General features: G+C 65.9%; 17 protein-coding genes. 11 read left to right on the top strand and 6 right to left on the bottom strand.

Going from position 1 to position 18,071, the window contains the following annotated elements:
- Window positions 1-13: 13 nt before the first annotated feature.
- The 4 genes from ACUCV3_RS23320 to ACUCV3_RS23305 all read left to right on the top strand — a co-directional run bounded on the left by ACUCV3_RS23320 (window position 14) and on the right by ACUCV3_RS23305 (window position 2,350).
- Window positions 14-424, top strand: a complete 411-nt coding sequence (locus tag ACUCV3_RS23320; protein ID WP_482241189.1) for a ketosteroid isomerase-related protein — start codon at window positions 14-16, stop codon at window positions 422-424.
- Window positions 425-464: 40 nt separating this feature from the next.
- Window positions 465-1,439 (top strand): carbon-nitrogen hydrolase family protein, encoded by a 975-nt coding sequence (locus ACUCV3_RS23315; RefSeq protein ID WP_482241188.1) that lies wholly within the window; start codon window positions 465-467, stop codon window positions 1,437-1,439.
- Window positions 1,436-2,026 carry a GNAT family N-acetyltransferase gene (locus tag ACUCV3_RS23310; protein WP_482241187.1) on the top strand — a complete coding sequence of 197 codons (591 nt, stop codon included), beginning with the start codon at window positions 1,436-1,438 and terminating at the stop codon, window positions 2,024-2,026. The genes ACUCV3_RS23315 and ACUCV3_RS23310 overlap by 4 nt, the downstream gene beginning before the upstream one ends.
- A gap of 78 nt (window positions 2,027-2,104) precedes the next feature.
- Entirely contained in the window at window positions 2,105-2,350 is a 246-nt protein-coding gene (locus ACUCV3_RS23305) for a hypothetical protein (protein WP_010337356.1), read from the top strand.
- Between the two features lies 1 nt (window position 2,351).
- Here the strand turns inward: ACUCV3_RS23305 and ACUCV3_RS23300 are convergent, their stop codons facing one another.
- From ACUCV3_RS23300 to ACUCV3_RS23285, 4 genes are all read right to left on the bottom strand, one after another.
- Window positions 2,352-2,528 carry a hypothetical protein gene (locus ACUCV3_RS23300; protein ID WP_164522443.1) on the bottom strand — a complete coding sequence of 59 codons (177 nt, stop codon included), beginning with the start codon at window positions 2,526-2,528 and terminating at the stop codon, window positions 2,352-2,354.
- A 1-nt stretch (window position 2,529) separates the two neighbouring features.
- Window positions 2,530-3,852 (bottom strand): chloride channel protein, encoded by a 1,323-nt coding sequence (locus ACUCV3_RS23295; RefSeq protein ID WP_037507845.1) that lies wholly within the window; start codon window positions 3,850-3,852, stop codon window positions 2,530-2,532.
- Between the two features lie 179 nt (window positions 3,853-4,031).
- Window positions 4,032-5,801 carry a tetratricopeptide repeat protein gene (locus tag ACUCV3_RS23290; RefSeq protein ID WP_482241186.1) on the bottom strand — a complete coding sequence of 590 codons (1,770 nt, stop codon included), beginning with the start codon at window positions 5,799-5,801 and terminating at the stop codon, window positions 4,032-4,034.
- Window positions 5,802-5,880: 79 nt separating this feature from the next.
- Window positions 5,881-6,897 (bottom strand): adenosine deaminase, encoded by a 1,017-nt coding sequence (locus tag ACUCV3_RS23285; RefSeq protein ID WP_069337782.1) that lies wholly within the window; start codon window positions 6,895-6,897, stop codon window positions 5,881-5,883.
- 300 nt (window positions 6,898-7,197) lie between these two features.
- Here ACUCV3_RS23285 and paoA point away from each other — a divergent pair, with 300 nt between their 5' ends.
- From paoA to ACUCV3_RS23250, 7 genes are all read left to right on the top strand, one after another.
- Window positions 7,198-7,833, top strand: a complete 636-nt coding sequence (gene paoA, locus ACUCV3_RS23280) for an aldehyde dehydrogenase iron-sulfur subunit PaoA (protein WP_482241185.1) — start codon at window positions 7,198-7,200, stop codon at window positions 7,831-7,833.
- A complete protein-coding gene (locus ACUCV3_RS23275; RefSeq protein WP_010336012.1) occupies window positions 7,830-8,780 on the top strand; it encodes an FAD binding domain-containing protein in 951 nt (316 codons plus the stop codon). The genes paoA and ACUCV3_RS23275 overlap by 4 nt, the downstream gene beginning before the upstream one ends.
- 4 nt (window positions 8,781-8,784) lie before the next feature.
- A complete protein-coding gene (gene paoC / locus ACUCV3_RS23270; RefSeq protein WP_482241184.1) occupies window positions 8,785-10,986 on the top strand; it encodes an aldehyde oxidoreductase molybdenum-binding subunit PaoC in 2,202 nt (733 codons plus the stop codon).
- 20 nt (window positions 10,987-11,006) lie between these two features.
- Complete coding sequence (locus ACUCV3_RS23265; RefSeq protein WP_482241183.1) at window positions 11,007-11,606, top strand: cysteine hydrolase family protein; 600 nt, start codon at window positions 11,007-11,009, stop codon at window positions 11,604-11,606.
- Window positions 11,607-11,790: 184 nt separating this feature from the next.
- Window positions 11,791-13,473, top strand: a complete 1,683-nt coding sequence (locus ACUCV3_RS23260; RefSeq protein ID WP_037512656.1) for an ATP-binding cassette domain-containing protein — start codon at window positions 11,791-11,793, stop codon at window positions 13,471-13,473.
- The gene (locus tag ACUCV3_RS23255) at window positions 13,470-14,540 is read left to right on the top strand and encodes an efflux RND transporter periplasmic adaptor subunit (protein ID WP_017501808.1); all 1,071 of its coding nucleotides are present in this window, start codon (window positions 13,470-13,472) and stop codon (window positions 14,538-14,540) included. The genes ACUCV3_RS23260 and ACUCV3_RS23255 overlap by 4 nt, the downstream gene beginning before the upstream one ends.
- A 2-nt stretch (window positions 14,541-14,542) precedes the next feature.
- Window positions 14,543-16,006, top strand: coding sequence for a TolC family protein (locus tag ACUCV3_RS23250; protein WP_482241198.1), 1,464 nt, complete (start codon window positions 14,543-14,545; stop codon window positions 16,004-16,006).
- A 24-nt stretch (window positions 16,007-16,030) separates the two neighbouring features.
- Here ACUCV3_RS23250 and ACUCV3_RS23245 read toward each other — a convergent pair whose 3' ends face one another.
- Both ACUCV3_RS23245 and ACUCV3_RS23240 read right to left on the bottom strand, forming a co-directional pair.
- Window positions 16,031-17,206 carry a GNAT family N-acetyltransferase gene (locus ACUCV3_RS23245; RefSeq protein WP_482241182.1) on the bottom strand — a complete coding sequence of 392 codons (1,176 nt, stop codon included), beginning with the start codon at window positions 17,204-17,206 and terminating at the stop codon, window positions 16,031-16,033.
- Window positions 17,203-18,039, bottom strand: a complete 837-nt coding sequence (locus ACUCV3_RS23240) for a cupin domain-containing protein (RefSeq protein ID WP_099231601.1) — start codon at window positions 18,037-18,039, stop codon at window positions 17,203-17,205. Before ACUCV3_RS23240 ends, ACUCV3_RS23245 begins: the two co-directional genes overlap by 4 nt.
- Window positions 18,040-18,071 lie beyond the last annotated feature (32 nt).

The raw sequence follows: 18,071 nt of genomic DNA, 5'->3' as shown, positions 1-18,071 counted from the left end.
CGAGGAGAAATCTGTGTCCGAAGCGACCCTGGCCCTGGTCCATGCTTATTATGACGCCTTCAACCGGCAGGATGCCGAGGGGATGCTGGCGCTGCTGGCCGACGATGTGCGGCATGAGCCGAGCCAGGGCGCGGCGCGCATCGGCAAGGCGGCGTTCGCCGATTTCCTGGCCCATATGAACATTTGCTATGCCGAGGCGGTGATCGACCCGATCGTGCTGGCCAATGCGGAAGGGACGCGGGCGGCGGCCGAGTTCCTGCTGGATGGACGCTATCTGGTGACCGACGAAGGCCTGCCGCAAGCCGCCGGCCAGACCTATCATCTGCGCGTCGGCGCCTTCTTTGATATCGGCGAGGGCCGGATAACGCGTATTTCCAACCATTATAATCTGGCCGACTGGATCGCCCAGGTCGATCGGGCCTAAGCCTGCACCTGATCCGTCGCCATCCCATCCTGAGGTATCCTTGACCCACATCCGCGTTGCCGCCGCCCAATATCCGATCGAGCAGGTGCAGAGCTTTGCCGCCTGGCAGGAAAAGCTGACCCGCTGGGTGGAGGAGGCGGCCGCGCTGGGCGCGACGCTGGCGATCTTTCCCGAATATGCGGCGATGGAACTGGCCGGGATCGATCCCGAGCGGGCGGCCGACCTGACCGCCTCGCTCGACCTGGTGATGCAGTTTGGCGAGGCCTATGATCGCGTCCATGCGGAATTAGCGGCGCGGCTGGACATCATGATCCTGGCGGGCAGCCGGCCGGTGCGGGAAAGCGACGGCCGGATCGTCAATCGCGCGCGGCTCTTCTGCCCGGACGGCACCACCGGCCATCAGGACAAGATCATGATGACCCGGTTTGAGCGCGAGCGCTGGGGCATCAGCGGCGGCGACAGCATCAACCTCATCCACACGCCGATCGGGCCGGTCGGCATCTCCATCTGCTATGACGTCGAATTTCCGATGATCGCGCGGGCGCAGGCGGAGGCGGGCGCCAAGCTGATCCTGACGCCATCGGCCACCGACACGATGCAGGGCTATTGGCGGGTGCGGATCGGCGCGCAGGCGCGGGCGATGGAAAATCAATGCTTCGTCGTCCAGTCGCCCAGCGTCGGCATGGCGCCCTGGCTGCCCTGCATGGACGAGAATTTCGGCGCCGCCGGTGCCTTTGGACCACCCGATGGCATGATGCCCGATGATGGCGTGATCGCGCTGGGGCAGGCGAACGGCCCGGCCTGGGTATTGGCGGACATCGACCTTGCCATGGTCGACCAGTTGCGCACCGACGGTACGGTGCTGCCCTTCCGCCACTGGCCCGAACAGCATGTGCCCTTCCACATCATCCAGAATGGCGCGGGATCGGACGTGATCGCGCAGATGGCCAGCGATGCCGCGCGCGATGATGCGCCGGCCGCGCCGCAAATCGAAGATCAGGAGATTGCAGAATGACCGAGCCGTCGATCATCGTCGACCGCGTGACCAGCGATGCGCAGGGACTGGAGGCGCTGGCGACGCTGCGCATCCGCATCTTCCGTGAATGGCCCTATCTTTACGAGGGCGATGCCGCGCATGAGGAGGAATATCTGCGCGCATTTCTGGCCAGCGACAAGGCGACGCTAGTGCGGGCGCGGATCGGCGACGAGCCGGTCGGCATCGCCACCGCCTCGCCGCTGGCCGGCCAGCCCGACAGCCTGGTTGCGCCGCTGGTGGCAGCTGGCGTCGATGTCGCGCGCAGCTTCTATTTCGGCGAGTCCGTGCTGCTGCCGGCCTATCATGGTCGCGGCATCGGCCATCTCTTCTTCGACGCGCGCGAAGCGGCAGCGCGCGACGCCGGCGCCGAATATGCGATCTTCTGCGGCGTGGTGCGCGGCGAGGACGATCCGCGCCGCCCGGCCGACGCCCGCGACCTCGCCCCCTTCTGGCGCAAGCGCGGCTATGCGCCGATCGAGGGCGCGCTGTGCGAGATGAGCTGGAAGGAAATCGGCGGCAGCGAAAAGGTCAGCCACCCAATGCAATTCTGGATGCGGGCGCTGTAAGGGGCGGGGCGGTTCCGCGCGCATGGCGGCGAAAGCTTTCCCTTGATTTCGCGCGCGGTGGGTGGTGATGGGATATCCATGATTATCTCGACCATCCCCTGGGACCAGCCCGCCACCATGATCGACCTGGATGGCAAGGCGCCGCTGATCGCGACGGTGCGCGATTGCGTCATCCATTATGGGCTGTTCAAACCTTTCGCCAAGGAACAGGCGCGGGTGCTGTTGACCCAGCCGGTGCATCGCGAGGGGCAGAAGACCCGGACCTGGCTGCTCAATCCCGATGAAATCCAGCAACTGGCGGACAAGCTGCGCGCCGAGGGCTGAGCTAGCGGCGGCGGCCGGCCTGGAGCAGGGCGTAGAAGGTCACCGCCGAAAAGCCGATCGCGCCAGTGAGGCCGATGGCGGCGCCGATCCAGGCGCCGTCCATGCCGGCGAGCAACTGGCCGGCGAGAAAGCCGATAATCGGCAATATCATCAGGAGTAGGCAGCCGAGCGCCGCCATGTCAGCGGCTCGCTTCGGCGGCCTTGGCCCGCTCCAGGAAATTGCGGGACAGGCCGTGATAGAGGCGCTCGCGACAGAATATCTGGGCGGATGCGTCGGCGACCAGCGCGGCGCCGAGCAGTGGCAACATGAAGCCGCGGCTGCCGGTGGTTTCCGAAATGATGATGACGGCGGTCAATGGCGCGCGCACCACGCCGGTAAAATAGGCGACCATGCCCAGCAGCACGACGGCGCTTGCCGGTTCGCCGGGGAAGATCCAGCGCAGCAGATTGCCGAACCCGGCGCCGGTGGCGAGCGAGGGGGCGAAGATGCCGCCGGGAATGCCCGAGACGCTGGTGGCGAGGGTGCTGAGGAATTTGGCGGGGGCGAACCAGAGCGGCTGGTCGCCGCCCGCGATCATGGTGCGGGCCGGGGCATAGCTGGTGCCCCAGGTAAGGCCGGTGGCCACGCCGATCGCCGCCACCAGCAGGCCGCAGCCGCCGGCGAACAGCACCGGATGGGCACGCATCCAATCGGTCATGCGATTGCGCGCGGTGGCGGCATCGAGCGCCAGCCGCGCGAACAGGCCGCCGGACATGCCGCCCAGCAGCCCGGCCAGCAGCGCGATCGGCACTGCCGACTGCAGCGGCAGATGGGCGGCGACCGCGCCGAAATAGACATAGTCGCCAGCGACGCCGAGGCTGACCATGCCCGAGATGATGACCGCCGTGATGACCAGCAGGGTCATGCGCTGCTCATAGGCGGAGGCCAGTTCCTCGATCGCGAAGGCAATGCCGGCGAGCGGCGTGTTGAAGGCGGCGGCAACGCCGGCCGCGCCGCCCGCGACCATGACGGACGCGCGCAGCGGCACGTTCAGCAAAGCGTGGACGCGGGCAAGGATGGCAGCGGAAATCTGGACGGTGGGGCCTTCGCGGCCGACCGATGCGCCGACCAGCAGGCCGGCGATGGTCAGCACGACCTTCAGCAGGGCCATGCGCAGGTCAACCAGGCAGCGGCCCACCTTTTCGGGCAATTGGGTGGCGGCGATCACCTGCGGGATGCCCGATCCGCCGGCAAAGGGCGCGACGCTGCGGGTGATCCAGGCGAGGGCGGCAAAGCCGAGCGGGGTCAGCAGCAGCGGCAGCCAGCGATTGGCGGTGGCGAGGCGATGGAAAGCCTCGGTCGCTTCGTCTGCGGCCCAGGCGAAGGCGAGCGCGGCGAGGCCGACCAGCACGGCGCCGCCGATCAGGGCGAGGCGTCGGCGGAACAGCAAGGATGTCGGCCCGCTATGGCGCAGCAGCGCGCGGGCGCGGCGGCGGCTCCAGCGCTGGCCGGGGCGGCTCATGATGGACGTTGCGCGCCAGGGCGCGATTGACGCAGGACGCGGAAAGGGGGCGGCGCGGATGCCATGGCGCGAATATCGATCCCGGTGGGCTGGACGCGCCCTCCCTACCAGCAAAATGGGCGATGGCCAGTATTTTCCAGCTATTTGTCCATTTTCCCGATCGACAAGCGGATCGCCCCTCAGAGCCGGTCCATCCGCAGCCAGTCGGGATCGCCGGACCAGGCGCTGGTCAGGGCCTTGCGGGCGGCGGCGGCCTCTGCCTTGTGCCCCTGGGCTACCTCCGCGCGGGCGAGGCCGTAGAGCGCCCAGCCATTATTGGGAGCCTGGATCAGTGCCTGGCGGAAGGCGGCGCTGGCTTCGTCGTGGCGGCCGGCGAGGAAGAGGGCGGCGCCGAGCGACTGATGCACCGGATAATACCAGTAGGCCGGTTCCTGATAGGGGATCCTGCCCTCCAGCTTGATCGCGGCGCGATAATGATCGGCGGCCTGCGCATAGCGGCGCTGGGCGGTGGCGAGACGGCCGCGCGCGACCGCGGTGGCGAGCGCGATCAGGTCAGGGGCCGGGACGCCCTGCGCAATCATCGGGGCCAGTGCATCGGAGCGGGCGATCGCGCTCATCGCTGCGACCTCCGCATCGAAGCCGCGCTGGTCGCGCTGCTGGGCGAAGGCGACGGCGCGGGCATAATGGCGCATGGCGATGGCATAGGGCAGGCGCGGATCGGGCGCGGGCAGGGCGAGGATGTCGGCGGGCGCGGCGAACTGCGCCATGGCCAGATAGGGGGCGGCGTCGATCGCCTGGATCCAGGCGATGGCGGCCGAGGTTGCGGGATCGAGGATGGTGCGCAGGCGCCGCGCCTCCCGCATCGCGCTATCCATGTCGCCCGCCATTTGCGCGGAGGCGACGATGAAATGGACATTGTGCGGATAATAGCCGTAGCGCACCAGGTTGTGGTCATCGGTGGCGCGGATGAAGGCTTCGTCGGCGCGGGCGGCGGCGATGTTGACGCGGATCGAGTCGCGATAGCGGCCGACGACCTGATAGATGTGGCTCGGCATATGGACGAGATGGGCGGCGCTGGGCACGCCATCGGCGGAGAGGCGATCGGCGGCGGCTTCGGCGCGTTTTGCATCGCTCGCTTCGAGCAGGTGGATCATCAGATGCGCCGCCTGGACATGGGCGGGATTGCGGGCCTGCACCGTTTCGACCAGGCGGACGGCAGCGCCGGCGCGCCCGATCGGGGTCTTGCGGTCGGCCTCCCAATAATTCCACGGGTTGGTGTCCATCGCCGCTTCGGCGGCCAGCAGGGCGACATCGTCATCGGCTGGGAAGCGCGCCGCGAGCGCCAGCATCGCATCGGCATAGGCGCCGTCGAGCGCAGCGCGGTCGGCATCGGGATCACGGGCATAGCGCAGCGCCGCTGCCTCGATCAGGCCGCGCTCCATCGGTGACGCTTGATCGTGCAATATTATCGCCCGGTCCATCGCGGCGAGCGCTGCGCCCCGGTCACCGGCATCCATCGGTGCATTGATATTGGGGCCGAGCGCTACCGCCTCGCCCCACCAGCAGAGCGCGCAGGCCGGATCGAGCCGCTGTGCCGCACGGAAGGAGCGGATCGCGCCGGCATGGTTGAAGCCGTACATGAGCAGCAGGCCCTGGCTGAAATAGCGGCGCGCCTGCGGATTGCTGGTGGTCAGCGGAAAGCGCGAATGGGTGAGATCGTCGAACAGCGGGATCGGCGGCGCGTCGGCGATCGGCTGGGCGGCGGCGGCCGCGATCAGCAATTCGCGGGCGAGGGCGGAGCCGACCTGTGGGCCGCTGCACAGGCTGCGAGTAAGGCGAACGGGATCGAGCGCGGCGAGCGTCGCGGGCGAGAAGGCAGGTTCGATCGATATGGAGGTCAGCGACAGGCCGATGCCCAGCGCGGTCGCTGCCCTTATCCAGTCAGCCATGCGTCCGGCCCTTCCCCAAAAGCCCGCCATCCTGTGAGACAGACTATATCATCGGGGAAGGGGGCGGTAAATCAGGGCCTCAATGCGCCTGTTCGAGATAGGCGTCGATGGTCGCCAGATGCGCGTCCTTGGCCTGCTGCGGCAGGAAGGAGCCGGTGATGCTGTTGCGCGCGAGCAGGGCGATCTGCTCGCGGGTCAGGCCGCGGGCGGCGGCGACGGCGCGATAATTGTCGTTGAGATAGCCGCCGAAATAGGCCGGATCGTCGGAATTGACCGTGGCGCGCAGGCCCATGTCCAGCATCCGGTCGAGCGGATGGCTGGCGATGTCGTCGATCACGCATAATTTGAGGTTGGAGAGCGGGCAGACGGTCAGCACCATCTGCTCGTCCACCAGTCGGCCGACCAGGGCATCTTCCTCCAGCGCGCGATTGCCATGGTCGATCCGGTCGACCTTGAGCAGGTCGAGCGCTTCCCAGACATAGGCGGGCGGGCCTTCCTCACCCGCATGGGCGCACAGCTTGAGGTCGGCTTCGGCGGCGGCCGCGAAGACGCGGGCGAATTTCTCGGGCGGGTGGCCGATTTCGGAGGAGTCCAGTCCCACCGCCTTAATCTGCGGCAGCCAGGGGGTGGCGGCGCGCAGTGTCTCGAACGCCTCTTCCTCGCTCAGATGGCGCAGGAAGCTGAGGATCAGGTCGCTGGTGATGCCATGGCGTGCCTGCGCCTCGCGCATGGCCGACAGCAACCCCTCGATCACATCGGCGAAGGGCACGCCGCGCGATGTGTGCGCCTGCGGATCGAACATGATTTCGGCATGGACGATATTGTCCTGCGCCGCGCGATCGAAATAGGCGGCGGCGAGATCGTGAAAATCCTGCGGCGTGCGCAGCACATTGGTGCCGGCATAATAGATGTCGAGGAAATCCTGGAGATTGCCGAAATCATAGGCCTGGCGGATCTCGTCGATCGAGCCGTAAGGCAGCGTCACGTCGTTGCGCCGGGCCAGCGCGAACATCAGTTCGGGCTCCAGCGTCCCTTCGATATGGAGGTGCAACTCTGCCTTGGGCAGTCCGGCGATAAATTGGTCGATGTCGGTCATGGGGCCTCTATACAGGATCGACCACCATGGCACAGGAGCAGGCCGCGCGAAACGGTCGTTGCAGCGCCATGCTGGTTTGCGTGGAAGGTCGTGTGTGGAAGGCCCCGCGGTATTTATTTGGCGATCAGCGTCGGCCGCCATAGCATTCATGATCCCTGATCATGACATCATGCCGATCATCGCATGAACCTGAACGGCCTCTCCTGTGTTATCCTCCATCTGGGTAGATGGCAGGCCGGAAGACGGCCGCCAGTTTTTCTTCGATAGAGTGCGCAACCAGCGTCTGCAGGGGAGATTTTCATGGCCGATTTTCCGGATATGGGCGTGTCGCGACGTGGCATATTGGCGGGCGGTGCCGCCTCCGCGACGGTTGCCGTCATTCCAGCACCAGTGCAGGCGCAGCCGTCTCCCGCTGCGCCACCGCCGATGATGGCGGTGGATTTCATCGTGAATGGCAAGCGGCAGCAGTTGAAGCTCGACACCCGCACGACATTGCTCGACGCGCTGCGCGAACATCTCAAGCTGACCGGCACCAAGAAGGGCTGTGATCATGGCCAGTGCGGCGCCTGCACCGTGATGGTCAACGGCACCCGCATCAACAGCTGCCTCAGCCTGGCGCTGCAGCATCAGGGCGACGAGATCACCACGATCGAAGGGCTGGGCATGCCCGACAACCTCCATCCGATGCAGGCGGCCTTCATCGCCCATGATGGCTATCAGTGCGGCTATTGCACGCCTGGGCAGATCTGCTCTGCCGTCGCCGTGCTCAAGGAAATCGAGCAGGGCGTGCCTAGCCATGTCCAGACGGACATCACCCGCGCGCCAGACTATTCCAATATCGAGATGCGCGAGCGGATGAGCGGCAATCTCTGCCGTTGCGGCGCCTATTCCAACATTGCCGAGGCCATGGCGCAGGTCGCGGGAGCAAAGGCATGAAGAGCTTCACCTATGAACGGGCGAAGACGCCCGAGCAGGCCGCCGCGGCCGTGGCCGGCCGGCCAGGCGCCAAATATCTGGCTGGCGGCACCAATTTGCTCGACCTGATGAAGCTGGAGATCGAGACGCCGACCCATCTGGTCGATGTCCAGGATCTGAAGCTCGACCGGATCGAGAAGACGGCGGAGGGCGGGCTGCGGATCGGCGCGCTCGTCACCAACACGGCGCTGGCGTCGGACATGGCGGTCCGCCGCGACTATGGCGTCCTTGCCCGTGCGATCGTCGCCGGCGCCAGCGGCCAGTTGCGCAACAAGGCGACGACGGCCGGGAACCTGCTGCAGCGAACCCGCTGCCCCTATTTCTACGACACCAACATGCCCTGCAACAAACGTCGGCCCGGCACCGGCTGCGCGGCGATCGGCGGCTTTTCCCGACAGCTTGCCGTCATCGGCTCGTCGGACCAGTGCATCGCCACCTATCCCGGCGACATGGGCGTGGCGCTGCGCCTCCTCGATGCGAAGGTCGAGACGGTCAAGGCCGATGGCGCAAAGCGCGCAATCGATTTTGCGGATTTCCATCGCCTGCCCGGCAATGAGCCGCAGCGCGACAATGTGCTGGAGGCTGGCGAACTGATCACCGCCGTCACCCTGCCCAAGCCGATCGGCGGCACCCAACTCTATTACAAGGTGCGCGATCGGGCCTCCTATGCCTTCGCGCTGGTTTCGGTCGCGACCGTCATCCAGAAGGACGGTAGCGGACGCGTGGCATTTGGCGGCGTCGCCCATCGGCCCTGGCGAGTGGAAGCGGCCGAAGCCGCCTTTCCAGGCGGCGCCCGCGCGGTGACGGAGAAGGTCTTTGCCGATGCCCGTCCGACCGAGGACAACAGGTTCAAGCTGAAACTGGCCGAGCGGACGCTGGCGTCGCTCATGGCCCAGGCGAGGAGTTGATCCCATGAAATTCGATGCCCCCGCCAAGGCCAATCTGTTCGATCAGGCCAAGATCGTCGGCAAGTCGACGCCCCGGATCGACGGCCCGCTCAAGACCACCGGCCAGGCGCCCTATGCCGCCGAACGCCATGATGTCATCGCCAACCAGGCCTATGGCTTCGTCGTCGGATCGGCCATCGCCAAGGGACGGATCGCGGCGATGGACACCAGCCTCGCGCGCGCCGCGCCGGGCGTGATTGCCATCGTCACCGCCCCCGATACCAAGCCGGTCGGCAAGGGCATGATGAACTATGCCCCGCTTTTCGGTGGCAGCGACATCCATCATTATCATCAGGCGATCGCCTGTGTGGTGGCCGAAAGCTTCGAACAGGCGCGCGCCGCCGCGGCGCTCATCCGCACCGATTATGTGCGGGACAAGGGCGTGTTCGATTTTCCTGCCGTCGCCCCGGCCGCGCCGCTGGCCAAGGGGCAGGGAGGCAAGCCCGACACCAGCAGTCAGGGCGATTTCGCCACCGCCTTCGCCGCAGCGCCGGTGAAGCTCGACGCGCGCTACAGCACCGCGAACGAAAGTCATTCGATGATGGAACCGTTCGCCACCATCGCTGCCTGGGACGGCGACAGGCTGACGCTCTGGACGTCCAACCAGATGATCGCCTGGGCCAAGCAGAGCATGAGCAAGATCCTGGGTATCGACCCTGCCAATGTGCGGGTGGATTCGCCCTATATTGGCGGCGGTTTTGGCGGCAAGCTGTTCGTGCGGGCGGATGCCGTGCTGGCGGCGCTGGGTGCCAAGGCGGCCGGACGGCCGGTCAAGATTGCCGTGCAGCGCCCGCTGATGGCCAATAACGCGACCCATCGCCAGGCGACGATCCAGCGCATCCGTATCGGCGCGGAGCGGGACGGGCGGATTACCGCGATCGGGCATGAAAACTGGTCGAGCAACATCAACGGCACGGATGGCGAGGATGGCACGGCCCAGACGCCCAAAGTCTATGCCGGCGCCAATCGCATGACCGCCAATCATGTCGCCATGCTCGATCTGCCGGAGGGCAATGCGATGCGCGCGCCCGGCGAGGCGCCGGGGCATCTGGCGCTGGAAGTGGCGATCGACGAACTGGCCGAAAAGCTCGGCATGGACCCGATCGAACTGCGCATCCGCAATGAGCCCGAAGGGACGGTGCCTGCCAACGCGACCCAGCGCATTTCCGACCGCAACCTCGTCCGCTGCCTGCGCGAAGGGGCGGAGCGGTTCGGCTGGGCGCAGCGCAGCGCCAGGCCGGGGCAGCGCCGCGAGGGCGCCTGGCTGATCGGCATGGGCGTCGCGGCGGGCTATCGCGGCGGGCCGACGGCGACATCCGGTGCGCGCGCACGGCTCGGCACGGATGGCCGTATCACCATCGAAACCGACATGACCGACATCGGGACCGGCAGCTACACGATCATCGCCCAGACCGCGGCGGAAACCATGGGCGTGCCGCTCGACCGGGTCCAGGTGGTGCTGGGCGATTCCGATTTTCCCGCGTCGTCGGGTTCGGGCGGCCAATGGGGCGCGGCCAGCTCGACCGCCGGCGTCTATGCCGCCTGCGTGGCGCTGCGCCGGGCGATCGGCCAGAAACTGGGGTTCGACGCCGATAGCGCGACCTTCGCCGACGGCCGGATCGATGCGGGCGGTCGCCGCATGGCGCTGACCGATGCTGGTGCCCTTACGGCGGAGGATGAAATCAGCTTCGGCGATTTCAAGAAGGGCTATGATGTCGGCACCTATGCCGGCCATTTCGCCGAGGTGGCGGTCAACGCCTATACCGGCGAAACCCGCATACGCCGGATGCTGGCCGTGTGCGATGCCGGCCGCATCCTCAATCCGCTGTCGGCGCGCAGCCAGGTGATCGGTGCCATGGTCATGTCGGCCGGCTCCGCCCTGATGGAGGAACTGGCGGTCGACACCCGCTTCGGCTTCTTCGTCAATCACGATCTTGCCGGCTATGAAGTGCCGGTCCACGCCGACATCCCGCATCAGGAATGCATCTTCCTCGACACGCTCGATCCGGTGGTCTCGCCGCTGAAGGCGAAGGGGGTGGGGGAACTGGGCATATGCGGTCCCGGATCGGCAATCGCCAACGCCATCTACGATGCCACCGGCATCCGCGTTCGCGACTATCCGCTGACGCTGGACAAATATCTCGACCAGATGCCCGACATCGCCTGACCCTCAACCGGAGCAAGAGCATGAAGCCGGACAAGACCGCCATCGTCCTGATCGAATATCAGAATGATTTCGTCAGCGAGGGCGGTGCCCAGCATGAGGCGGTGCGGGACGTGATGCGCGCCAACAGCATGCTGGCGAACAGTATCGCCCTGCTGGAGGGCGCGCGCCAGGCGGGGCTCACCATCCTTCATGTGCCGATCAGCTTTGCGGAGGGCTATCCCGAACTGTCGCCCCGGCCCTATGGCATCCTTGCCGGCGTGATCGCCGCCAAGGCCTTTCGCCGGGGTAGCTGGGGCGCGCAGATTGCCGATGTAATGGCGCCGATCGATGGCGAGATCGTGGTGGAGGGCAAGCGCGGCCTGGACTGTTTCGCCAGCACCAATATCGACTTCATCCTGCGCCAGCATGGCATGACGCACCTGGCCATCGGCGGCTTTCTCACCAATTGCTGTGTCGAATCCACCATGCGTTCCGCCTATGAGCGGGGCTATCATGTCGCGACGCTGATCGACTGCTGCGCCACCATCGGCGAGGAGGAACAGCGCGTGGCGATCACCAAGGATTTCCCGATGTTCTCGCTGCCAATGACCGGGCGAGATTTTCTCGCGCAATTTGGCTGAAGGACCGATCTGTCCCCTCCAGAGCGGGGGACTTCTGGCCGGGAGGGCAGCATTTGCCCTGATGCCTGCACCATTCTGCAAACGCTTCATAAGTTTATGTTGCTGTGCAGCATAAGCCATTGTGGGCCGTAATCGCCGCGGTTAGGGGCGCTTTCGATGAGGCTGGCAGGGAACAGGTGTCGAGTTGGCGAGTGAGCGTTTCGGCTTGCGGCAGGCGGCCGCGTGGCTGTCGGAGGTGGTGGGGCCTGACCGCAGCTATGTGAATGTCGGAATCGTCTATACGGTGGCGATCAGCCTGTTGTCGCTGGCTACCCCCATTTCCGTGCAACTGCTGATCAACTCTGTGGCGCGCACCGCGCTGGTCGCGCCCTTGTGGATCCTGTCCGGCGTGCTGCTGGCCCTGCTGCTGGTCGTGGCGGGGCTGAGCGCGCTACGCGTCTATCTGCTCGCGATCTTCGAACGCCGCATCTTTGCGCGGGTGGTTGCGGAAATCACCGTGCGCGCGGTCCATGCGCAAAACCCCTTCTTCGTCGATGAAAGCCGGGGCAGCCTGTTCAACCGCTATTTCGACATGGTGATCGTCCAGAAATCGGTGCCCAGTCTGGTGATCGGCGCCTTCACCATCGTGCTGCAAGGGGCGGTGGGCCTGGTGGTGACCAGCTTCTACCATCCCTTCTTCCTGGCCTTCAACCTGGTGCTGGTGACGGTGTGCCTGATGATCTGGCTGGCCTGGCGGCATGGTGCGATCACCGGCGCGGTGGGCGTCAGCCATGCCAAGCATAATGCCGCGCACTGGCTGGAAAGCGTCGGCGGTTCCAACGGCTTCTACAAGTCGGCCCGGCACCTGAATTTCGCGATGGACCGGTCCGAAACGGTCATTGCCGACTATATCGCCGCGCATCGCCGCTATTTCCGCTACAGCTTCGCGCAGACGCTGGGCTATTTCCTGGTCTATGCCTTCGCCGCGGCCGCCTTGCTCGCGCTCGGCGGCAATCTGATCCTCGCCGGTCAGCTTTCGATCGGGCAGCTGGTTGCGGCGGAACTGATCCTGTCCGGCGTCTTCTACGGCATCTACCAGCTCGGTTCCTATCTCGACACCTTCTATGATCTGGTCGCGAGCAGCGAGGAACTGTCGCAGATCCTGGCCATTCCGCAGGAGCGGCTGGGCCAGCGTGGGGAGGCGCCGCGCGACGGATCGGTCCGCTTCCGCGATGTCGAGATCGACAAGGCCCAGATCAATTTCGAGATTGCGAGCGGCGAACAGGCAGTGATCCTGGCCGAACCGGGCATGGAGAGCGCCCTGGCGCTGCTGCTCAAGCGCCACGCCGCGCCCGACAGCGGCATCGTCCTGATCGGCGGCAGCGAGCTGGGCAGTTTCGACATGTATCTGCTGCGCTCAGCAGTGATGGTGCTCAATCGTCCGACCATCATCGATGTCACCCTGCGTGAATATCTGTCGTTCGCCGAAGGCCGCGACATGGATGGGGCGCGGATCATGAACGCGCTGGAACGGGTGGGCCTGGGCGCGCGGCTCGCCAGGCTGCCGCATGGGCTGGATACCCAGCTCGCCAGCTCCGGCTCGCCGCTGTCAATCGTCGAAGTGATGCAGCTCAAGCTCGCCAATGCCTTGCTCAGCCGTCCGCGCGTACTGCTGTTGTCGCAACTTTACGACATGATGCCGATTGCCAGCCTCAAGGCGACATTGGCCGAGTTGCGGGCAGCGGGCACGACCGTGCTGCTCAGCAGCGGGCGCCCCGAAGCGCTCGACCTCGACGCCTGGTATTGGGTTGGCGCGCGCGCGCAGCAACGGTTCACCGACAAGGATGAATTTGCCCGCTTCGTTGCAGCGCGGGAGGCGCAGGCATGACGCTCGATCGCGCCCAGGCCGAACATTTCCCGTCGCTCGCCCAGTTGCGGCCGCCCCGACTGGTGACGACCGTCGCATGGCTCATCCTGTTGGGCGTCCTGCTCGTGCTGGCGATCCTGTTCGTGCCCTGGCAGCAGACGGCGCAGGGCGGTGGTCAGGTCACGACGCTGAGCGCGCAGGACCGCGCCCGCGACGTATCTTCGCTGGTCAGTGGCCGCGTCGCCGAGTTCTATGTCAGGGACGGCGATCATGTCCGCGCCGGTGATCCGATCGTCCGCGTGGTCGATGTCGATCCGGATTTCCTTGCCCGGCTGGCCGGGGAGAAGGCGCAGGTCGAGGCACAGATCGCGGCGGTCCAGCAGGCGCGGGCGACCGCGATGATCGACGTCAATCGCACCAGCCAGCTTTATGCCGAAGGGCTGGCTGCCCGCCGCGACTATGAGCAGACCCAGATCAAAGTTGCCGACGTGGACGCGAAGCTCGCCGAAGCGCGCGCGAAGCTCAAGCAGATCGAGATCAAGCTTGCGCAAAGTTCGGCGCAGATCGTCTCGGCGCCGCGCGAAGGCCGGGTGCAGGATCTGAACGCCGCAGCGGGCGGCGCGCTGATCTCGTCGGGAACGGTGCTGGCGACGATCGCGCCCGAGAATATCACCCGCGCGGTCGAACTGTATGTCGACGGGCGAGACGTGCCGCTGGTCGAGCCGGGGCGCCAAGTGCGGCTCGAATTTGAGGGCTTTCCGGCCTTCCAGTTCAGCGGCTGGCCGGCTTTTGCTGTTGGCATCTATGACGGCCAGGTGCGGTCGGTCGATCCCACGCCGCGCACCGACGGGTTGTTCCGGATCTTGGTGGAACAGGCGCCGGGCAAGACCGCCTGGCCGGAGCGACGCTTCGTCCGTCAGGGCAGCAAGGTGCTGGGCTGGGTGCAGGGCGACACGGTGCCGGTCTGGTATGAATTGTGGCGCCAGCTCAACGATTTCCCGCTCAACTTTGGCCAGGATCAGGTGGCCGGCAAGGGCGAGGCGAAAGCGCCCAAGGACGACAAGAGTTCGATCGAGAAGAAGAAGTGAGGATGTGGCGTGCGATGGCGCTGCCCATGCTGGTCGCGGCCATGGGCGCGGGCACCCTGCCGTGCGCGGCTAGTGAGGCCCTGTCGGTCGATGCGACGCCCGCGCCGACCGCAGGGCAGCCCTCGACGCCGCTGACGCTGGATGAGGTGCTGCAATCCTCGGCCCGCTCGGCGCCCGATATCATTGCCGCCCTGGCTCGCGCGCGTCAGGCCGAAGGGCGCGCCATCAGCGCACAGGGCGCCTTCGACACGGTGTTTTCCGTGGATGCCCGCAGCCGGGTCGAGGGCTATTATGACGGCACGCTGATCGACAGCAAGGTCGAACGCCCGCTGACCGGCAACGGCGGCTATGTCTATGGCCAATATCGCAATTCGCGCGGGGATTTCCCGGTCTATGAGGACAAGGCCTATACCAATCGCGCGGGCGAGCTGAAGATCGGGGCACTCTATGCCCTAATGCGGGATCGGCTGATCGACGCGCGGCGATCCGCGTCGCAAATTGCCGGCAACGATATCGACATCGCGCGCTTTGAAACGCGGGCGACCGCCATCGGTGTGCAGGCGCGCGCCATAGCCGCCTATCAGAAATGGGTGGCGAGCGGCCTCAAGCTCAAGGCCTATCAGGCGCTTTATGATCTGGCGGAAAGCCGCAGCCAGGGCATTGCACGCCAAGTGCAACTGGGCGCCAAGTCCGCGATATTGCTGACCGAAAACGAAGCCAACATGGTCAAGCGCGAGGCGCTGGTGGTGCAGGCGCGGCAGGAGTTCATGGCGGCGGCCAACAGCTTCTCGCTCTATTATCGCGATGCGGACGGATTGCCGATCCTCGTCGATGCCGTGCGCCTGCCCGCGTCCGCCGCCGCGTTCGACGGCCTGCGGATCAACCCGCTGTTCGCGATCGAGGATCGTCCCGACTTCGGCATCCTGCTGGAGGAAATCGATAACGCCTCGGTCAAGCTGGCGCTGGCCCAGAACGACACCCGGCCCAAGCTGGATTTCGAGGGGCAGGTCGCCAAGGATGTCGGTGCCCAGGGTCTGGGGGGCTATAGCCGCACGCCGCTGGAGGTGATCGTCGGCGTGACCTTCAAAGTGCCGCTGCAGAACCGCAAGGCGAGGGGCAAGGTCGCCGAGAGCCAGGCGAAGATCGACGAACTCACCGTCAAGCAGCGCTATCTGGCGGAAAAGATCCGCACCGAAGTGGCCGGCATCGGCATCGAGGTCGACGCCGCGCGCGTGCTGGTGGATACGACCCGGCGGCAGCGCGACCTGGCCGAACGACTGGCCCAGGCCGAACGGCGCCGCTTCGATCTGGGATCGAGCGATTTCTTCCTGGTCAATAGTCGCGAGGAAGCGGCCACCGATGCCGCGGTCAAGCTGATCGAGGCGCAGGCACGCATCGCCGCGGCCCAGGCCGAAATGGCGGCGGCGACGGCCGATGACCGGGCGCTGGGACTGGATCGCAGCTAGGCGGCATGTCGTTACGACCTGGCGTCAGGTCGCCAAACGGGCCTTGATCGCCGCATAGGCGGCTCTCGCCTTCATCAGGGCGTCGAACTGGACATGGTGCCAGGGCGAGCCGATCGCGACGGCGCCATCGACAATCTTCCGGTTGTTGCCCCATAGTCGATGGCAGTGCCCGGCGCCGCGCGGGACGCAGCTGTCGAAGGACATGCCGGGGCGGCCCTCGATGCGATCCCTGATGTCGCGCATCAAAAGCAGGCCCGGCGCATAAGCGCGATAATCCTCGTCGAACGCCATCTTGAAGCCATGGCCCCAGATGGCGGCTTCAAACCAGCTCGACATGGCGATCGCGCGGCCCCCGACCGACAGGGTGGCGAGGCGGGCGCTGCCGTTCGCATGACCGCGCTCAATCACTTCGCAAAACAGGGCCTGGGTCGCGCCGTCGCTTGCCAATGCGCTGCCGCCCCGGCCTTTCCAGCCCGATGCCTCCAAGTCCAGAAACGCGTCGATCCAGGCTGTGCATGGCGCGTCCAGCGTCAGAATGTCGATCCTGACCGGGCCATGTTCCTGTTCCAGTCGCTTCGACAGGCTGCGCAGTCGGCTCCGCATTTTCGCGTCGCCGCGGCCTTCCCCTTGCTTGCCGGCGCGATAGGCTGGACGATCATGGCAATGGATGGTGTGGAATGCTCGCCTTTCCCGTTCGCAGCGGTCGAACAGGGCGATACTGACCGGATCGTCGGCATCCAGTCCGGAGACATGCAGCATGATCTCCCCGCCTGAGCGCTGGTCCAGGAAGGCGAACAGGCTCTTCCAGAACAGATCAGCGGACTGCGCGATGACCAGCGGCGTACCCAGGAATTGGTTGGTCGCCGCCCAGTTGCGCCAGATGCGCACTGGCCATCGGCCGAAGCGTGGTACGGCGATCAGCGGCATGACGCCCAGCCATGGTCCATCGATGGGGGCGACGATGGCCAGAAGCACGTCAGCGCCATCAGGCGCGTGGCTCAGGGCGGCGTCCATGAACCAGTCCTGCGCGAAGACATTGGCGGCCCCGGCCAGTGCCGACAGGGCCGCCCACTGCGCGCGATCATCGGCCGTCAGATCGGCATCGCGCAGGATGCGGACGACGGGTTGGTCGGCATCCGACATCGGCCAGGCATGGCTGGCGTCCGGTTGGAAACTGCCGGAGGCGGGAAGGTGGCTCATAACAGACCGGCCTTGCGCGCCACGCGGCACCCGATCGAGCGCCATTTGGCGGCCTTGGGCCATATCGGCACGTCGCCGGTGGGCAGGCCCCATCGCCGCAGCAGCGGATTGATCTGCATGGCGTCGCCCAGCGCCTGGCTCCACTGGCTCTGCCAAGTGATCGACAGCGAAATGGATGGCTCCGCGCCCGCCCTGACCCAATGGGGCGAGGCATAGGGGATGAACAGGCCGTCGCCCGGCTGCATGGGGTGGATGTCGGCATCCGCTTCATAGGCGTCGTTCCAGGGCAGCATATTGTCGCCACCACCATAATAGGCTTCGTGCCGGTCGATCGGCAGCCATGGTGCCATCGGGCGATAGGTCGCGAACTGTTTGTCGCCCGCGATCTGGAAGAGGATATTATATTCGCAATCGAAGTGAAACGGGGTGAGCGTTCCCGGCGCGGAAATGAAGATGAACCCCCGCACCGTCAGCCCCGGACCGGTCGCTGGAGAAATTGCGGGGCCGATCTGGTCCATCAGCCTGGCCAGCAACTCGCGATAGGCGGGCAGTTGCTCGACGAAGCGGAGCATGATCCAGTTGCCGCTGGTCTGGATCGAGCGAATGACGGTGGCGACATCGGCGTCGTCGGAGCGGTCCATCGCGAATTCGCCGCCATTGGGGGCGTTGCCGATCCGGCGTTCGACAAATTGCGGTGGCAGGTCGATGCTGGCTTTTGCCAGGGCTTCGAACGAGAGCAGCGGATGGCCCGTCAGGCTATGCTGCAGCATCGTCGGTGACAGCGGATAGGCGCTGGCGAAAGGACCGAGACTGGACGGCGCAACAAAGCTCATGGAGGAAGTTCTTCCGCTATGACGAGATCAAT

The organism is Sphingobium sp. VMM, from assembly GCF_056790315.1.
The sequence above is the reverse complement of the archived record's forward strand: the minus strand, read 5'-3'. Positions and strand labels throughout refer to the sequence as shown.

Excerpts from the sequence above, each read along its gene's own strand:
- ACUCV3_RS23310 (WP_482241187.1), top strand. The coding sequence starts at position 1,436 with ATGACCGAGCCGTCGATCATCGTCGACCGCGTGACCAGCGATGCGCAG.
- ACUCV3_RS23305 (WP_010337356.1), top strand. The coding sequence starts at position 2,105 with ATGATTATCTCGACCATCCCCTGGGACCAGCCCGCCACCATGATCGAC.
- ACUCV3_RS23300 (WP_164522443.1), bottom strand. The coding sequence starts at position 2,528 with ATGGCGGCGCTCGGCTGCCTACTCCTGATGATATTGCCGATTATCGGC.
- ACUCV3_RS23295 (WP_037507845.1), bottom strand. The coding sequence starts at position 3,852 with ATGAGCCGCCCCGGCCAGCGCTGGAGCCGCCGCCGCGCCCGCGCGCTG.
- ACUCV3_RS23290 (WP_482241186.1), bottom strand. The coding sequence starts at position 5,801 with ATGGCTGACTGGATAAGGGCAGCGACCGCGCTGGGCATCGGCCTGTCG.
- ACUCV3_RS23285 (WP_069337782.1), bottom strand. The coding sequence starts at position 6,897 with ATGACCGACATCGACCAATTTATCGCCGGACTGCCCAAGGCAGAGTTG.
- paoA (WP_482241185.1), top strand. The coding sequence starts at position 7,198 with ATGGCCGATTTTCCGGATATGGGCGTGTCGCGACGTGGCATATTGGCG.
- ACUCV3_RS23275 (WP_010336012.1), top strand. The coding sequence starts at position 7,830 with ATGAAGAGCTTCACCTATGAACGGGCGAAGACGCCCGAGCAGGCCGCC.
- paoC (WP_482241184.1), top strand. The coding sequence starts at position 8,785 with ATGAAATTCGATGCCCCCGCCAAGGCCAATCTGTTCGATCAGGCCAAG.
- ACUCV3_RS23265 (WP_482241183.1), top strand. The coding sequence starts at position 11,007 with ATGAAGCCGGACAAGACCGCCATCGTCCTGATCGAATATCAGAATGAT.
- ACUCV3_RS23255 (WP_017501808.1), top strand. The coding sequence starts at position 13,470 with ATGACGCTCGATCGCGCCCAGGCCGAACATTTCCCGTCGCTCGCCCAG.
- ACUCV3_RS23250 (WP_482241198.1), top strand. The coding sequence starts at position 14,543 with ATGTGGCGTGCGATGGCGCTGCCCATGCTGGTCGCGGCCATGGGCGCG.
- ACUCV3_RS23245 (WP_482241182.1), bottom strand. The coding sequence starts at position 17,206 with ATGAGCCACCTTCCCGCCTCCGGCAGTTTCCAACCGGACGCCAGCCAT.
- ACUCV3_RS23240 (WP_099231601.1), bottom strand. The coding sequence starts at position 18,039 with ATGAGCTTTGTTGCGCCGTCCAGTCTCGGTCCTTTCGCCAGCGCCTAT.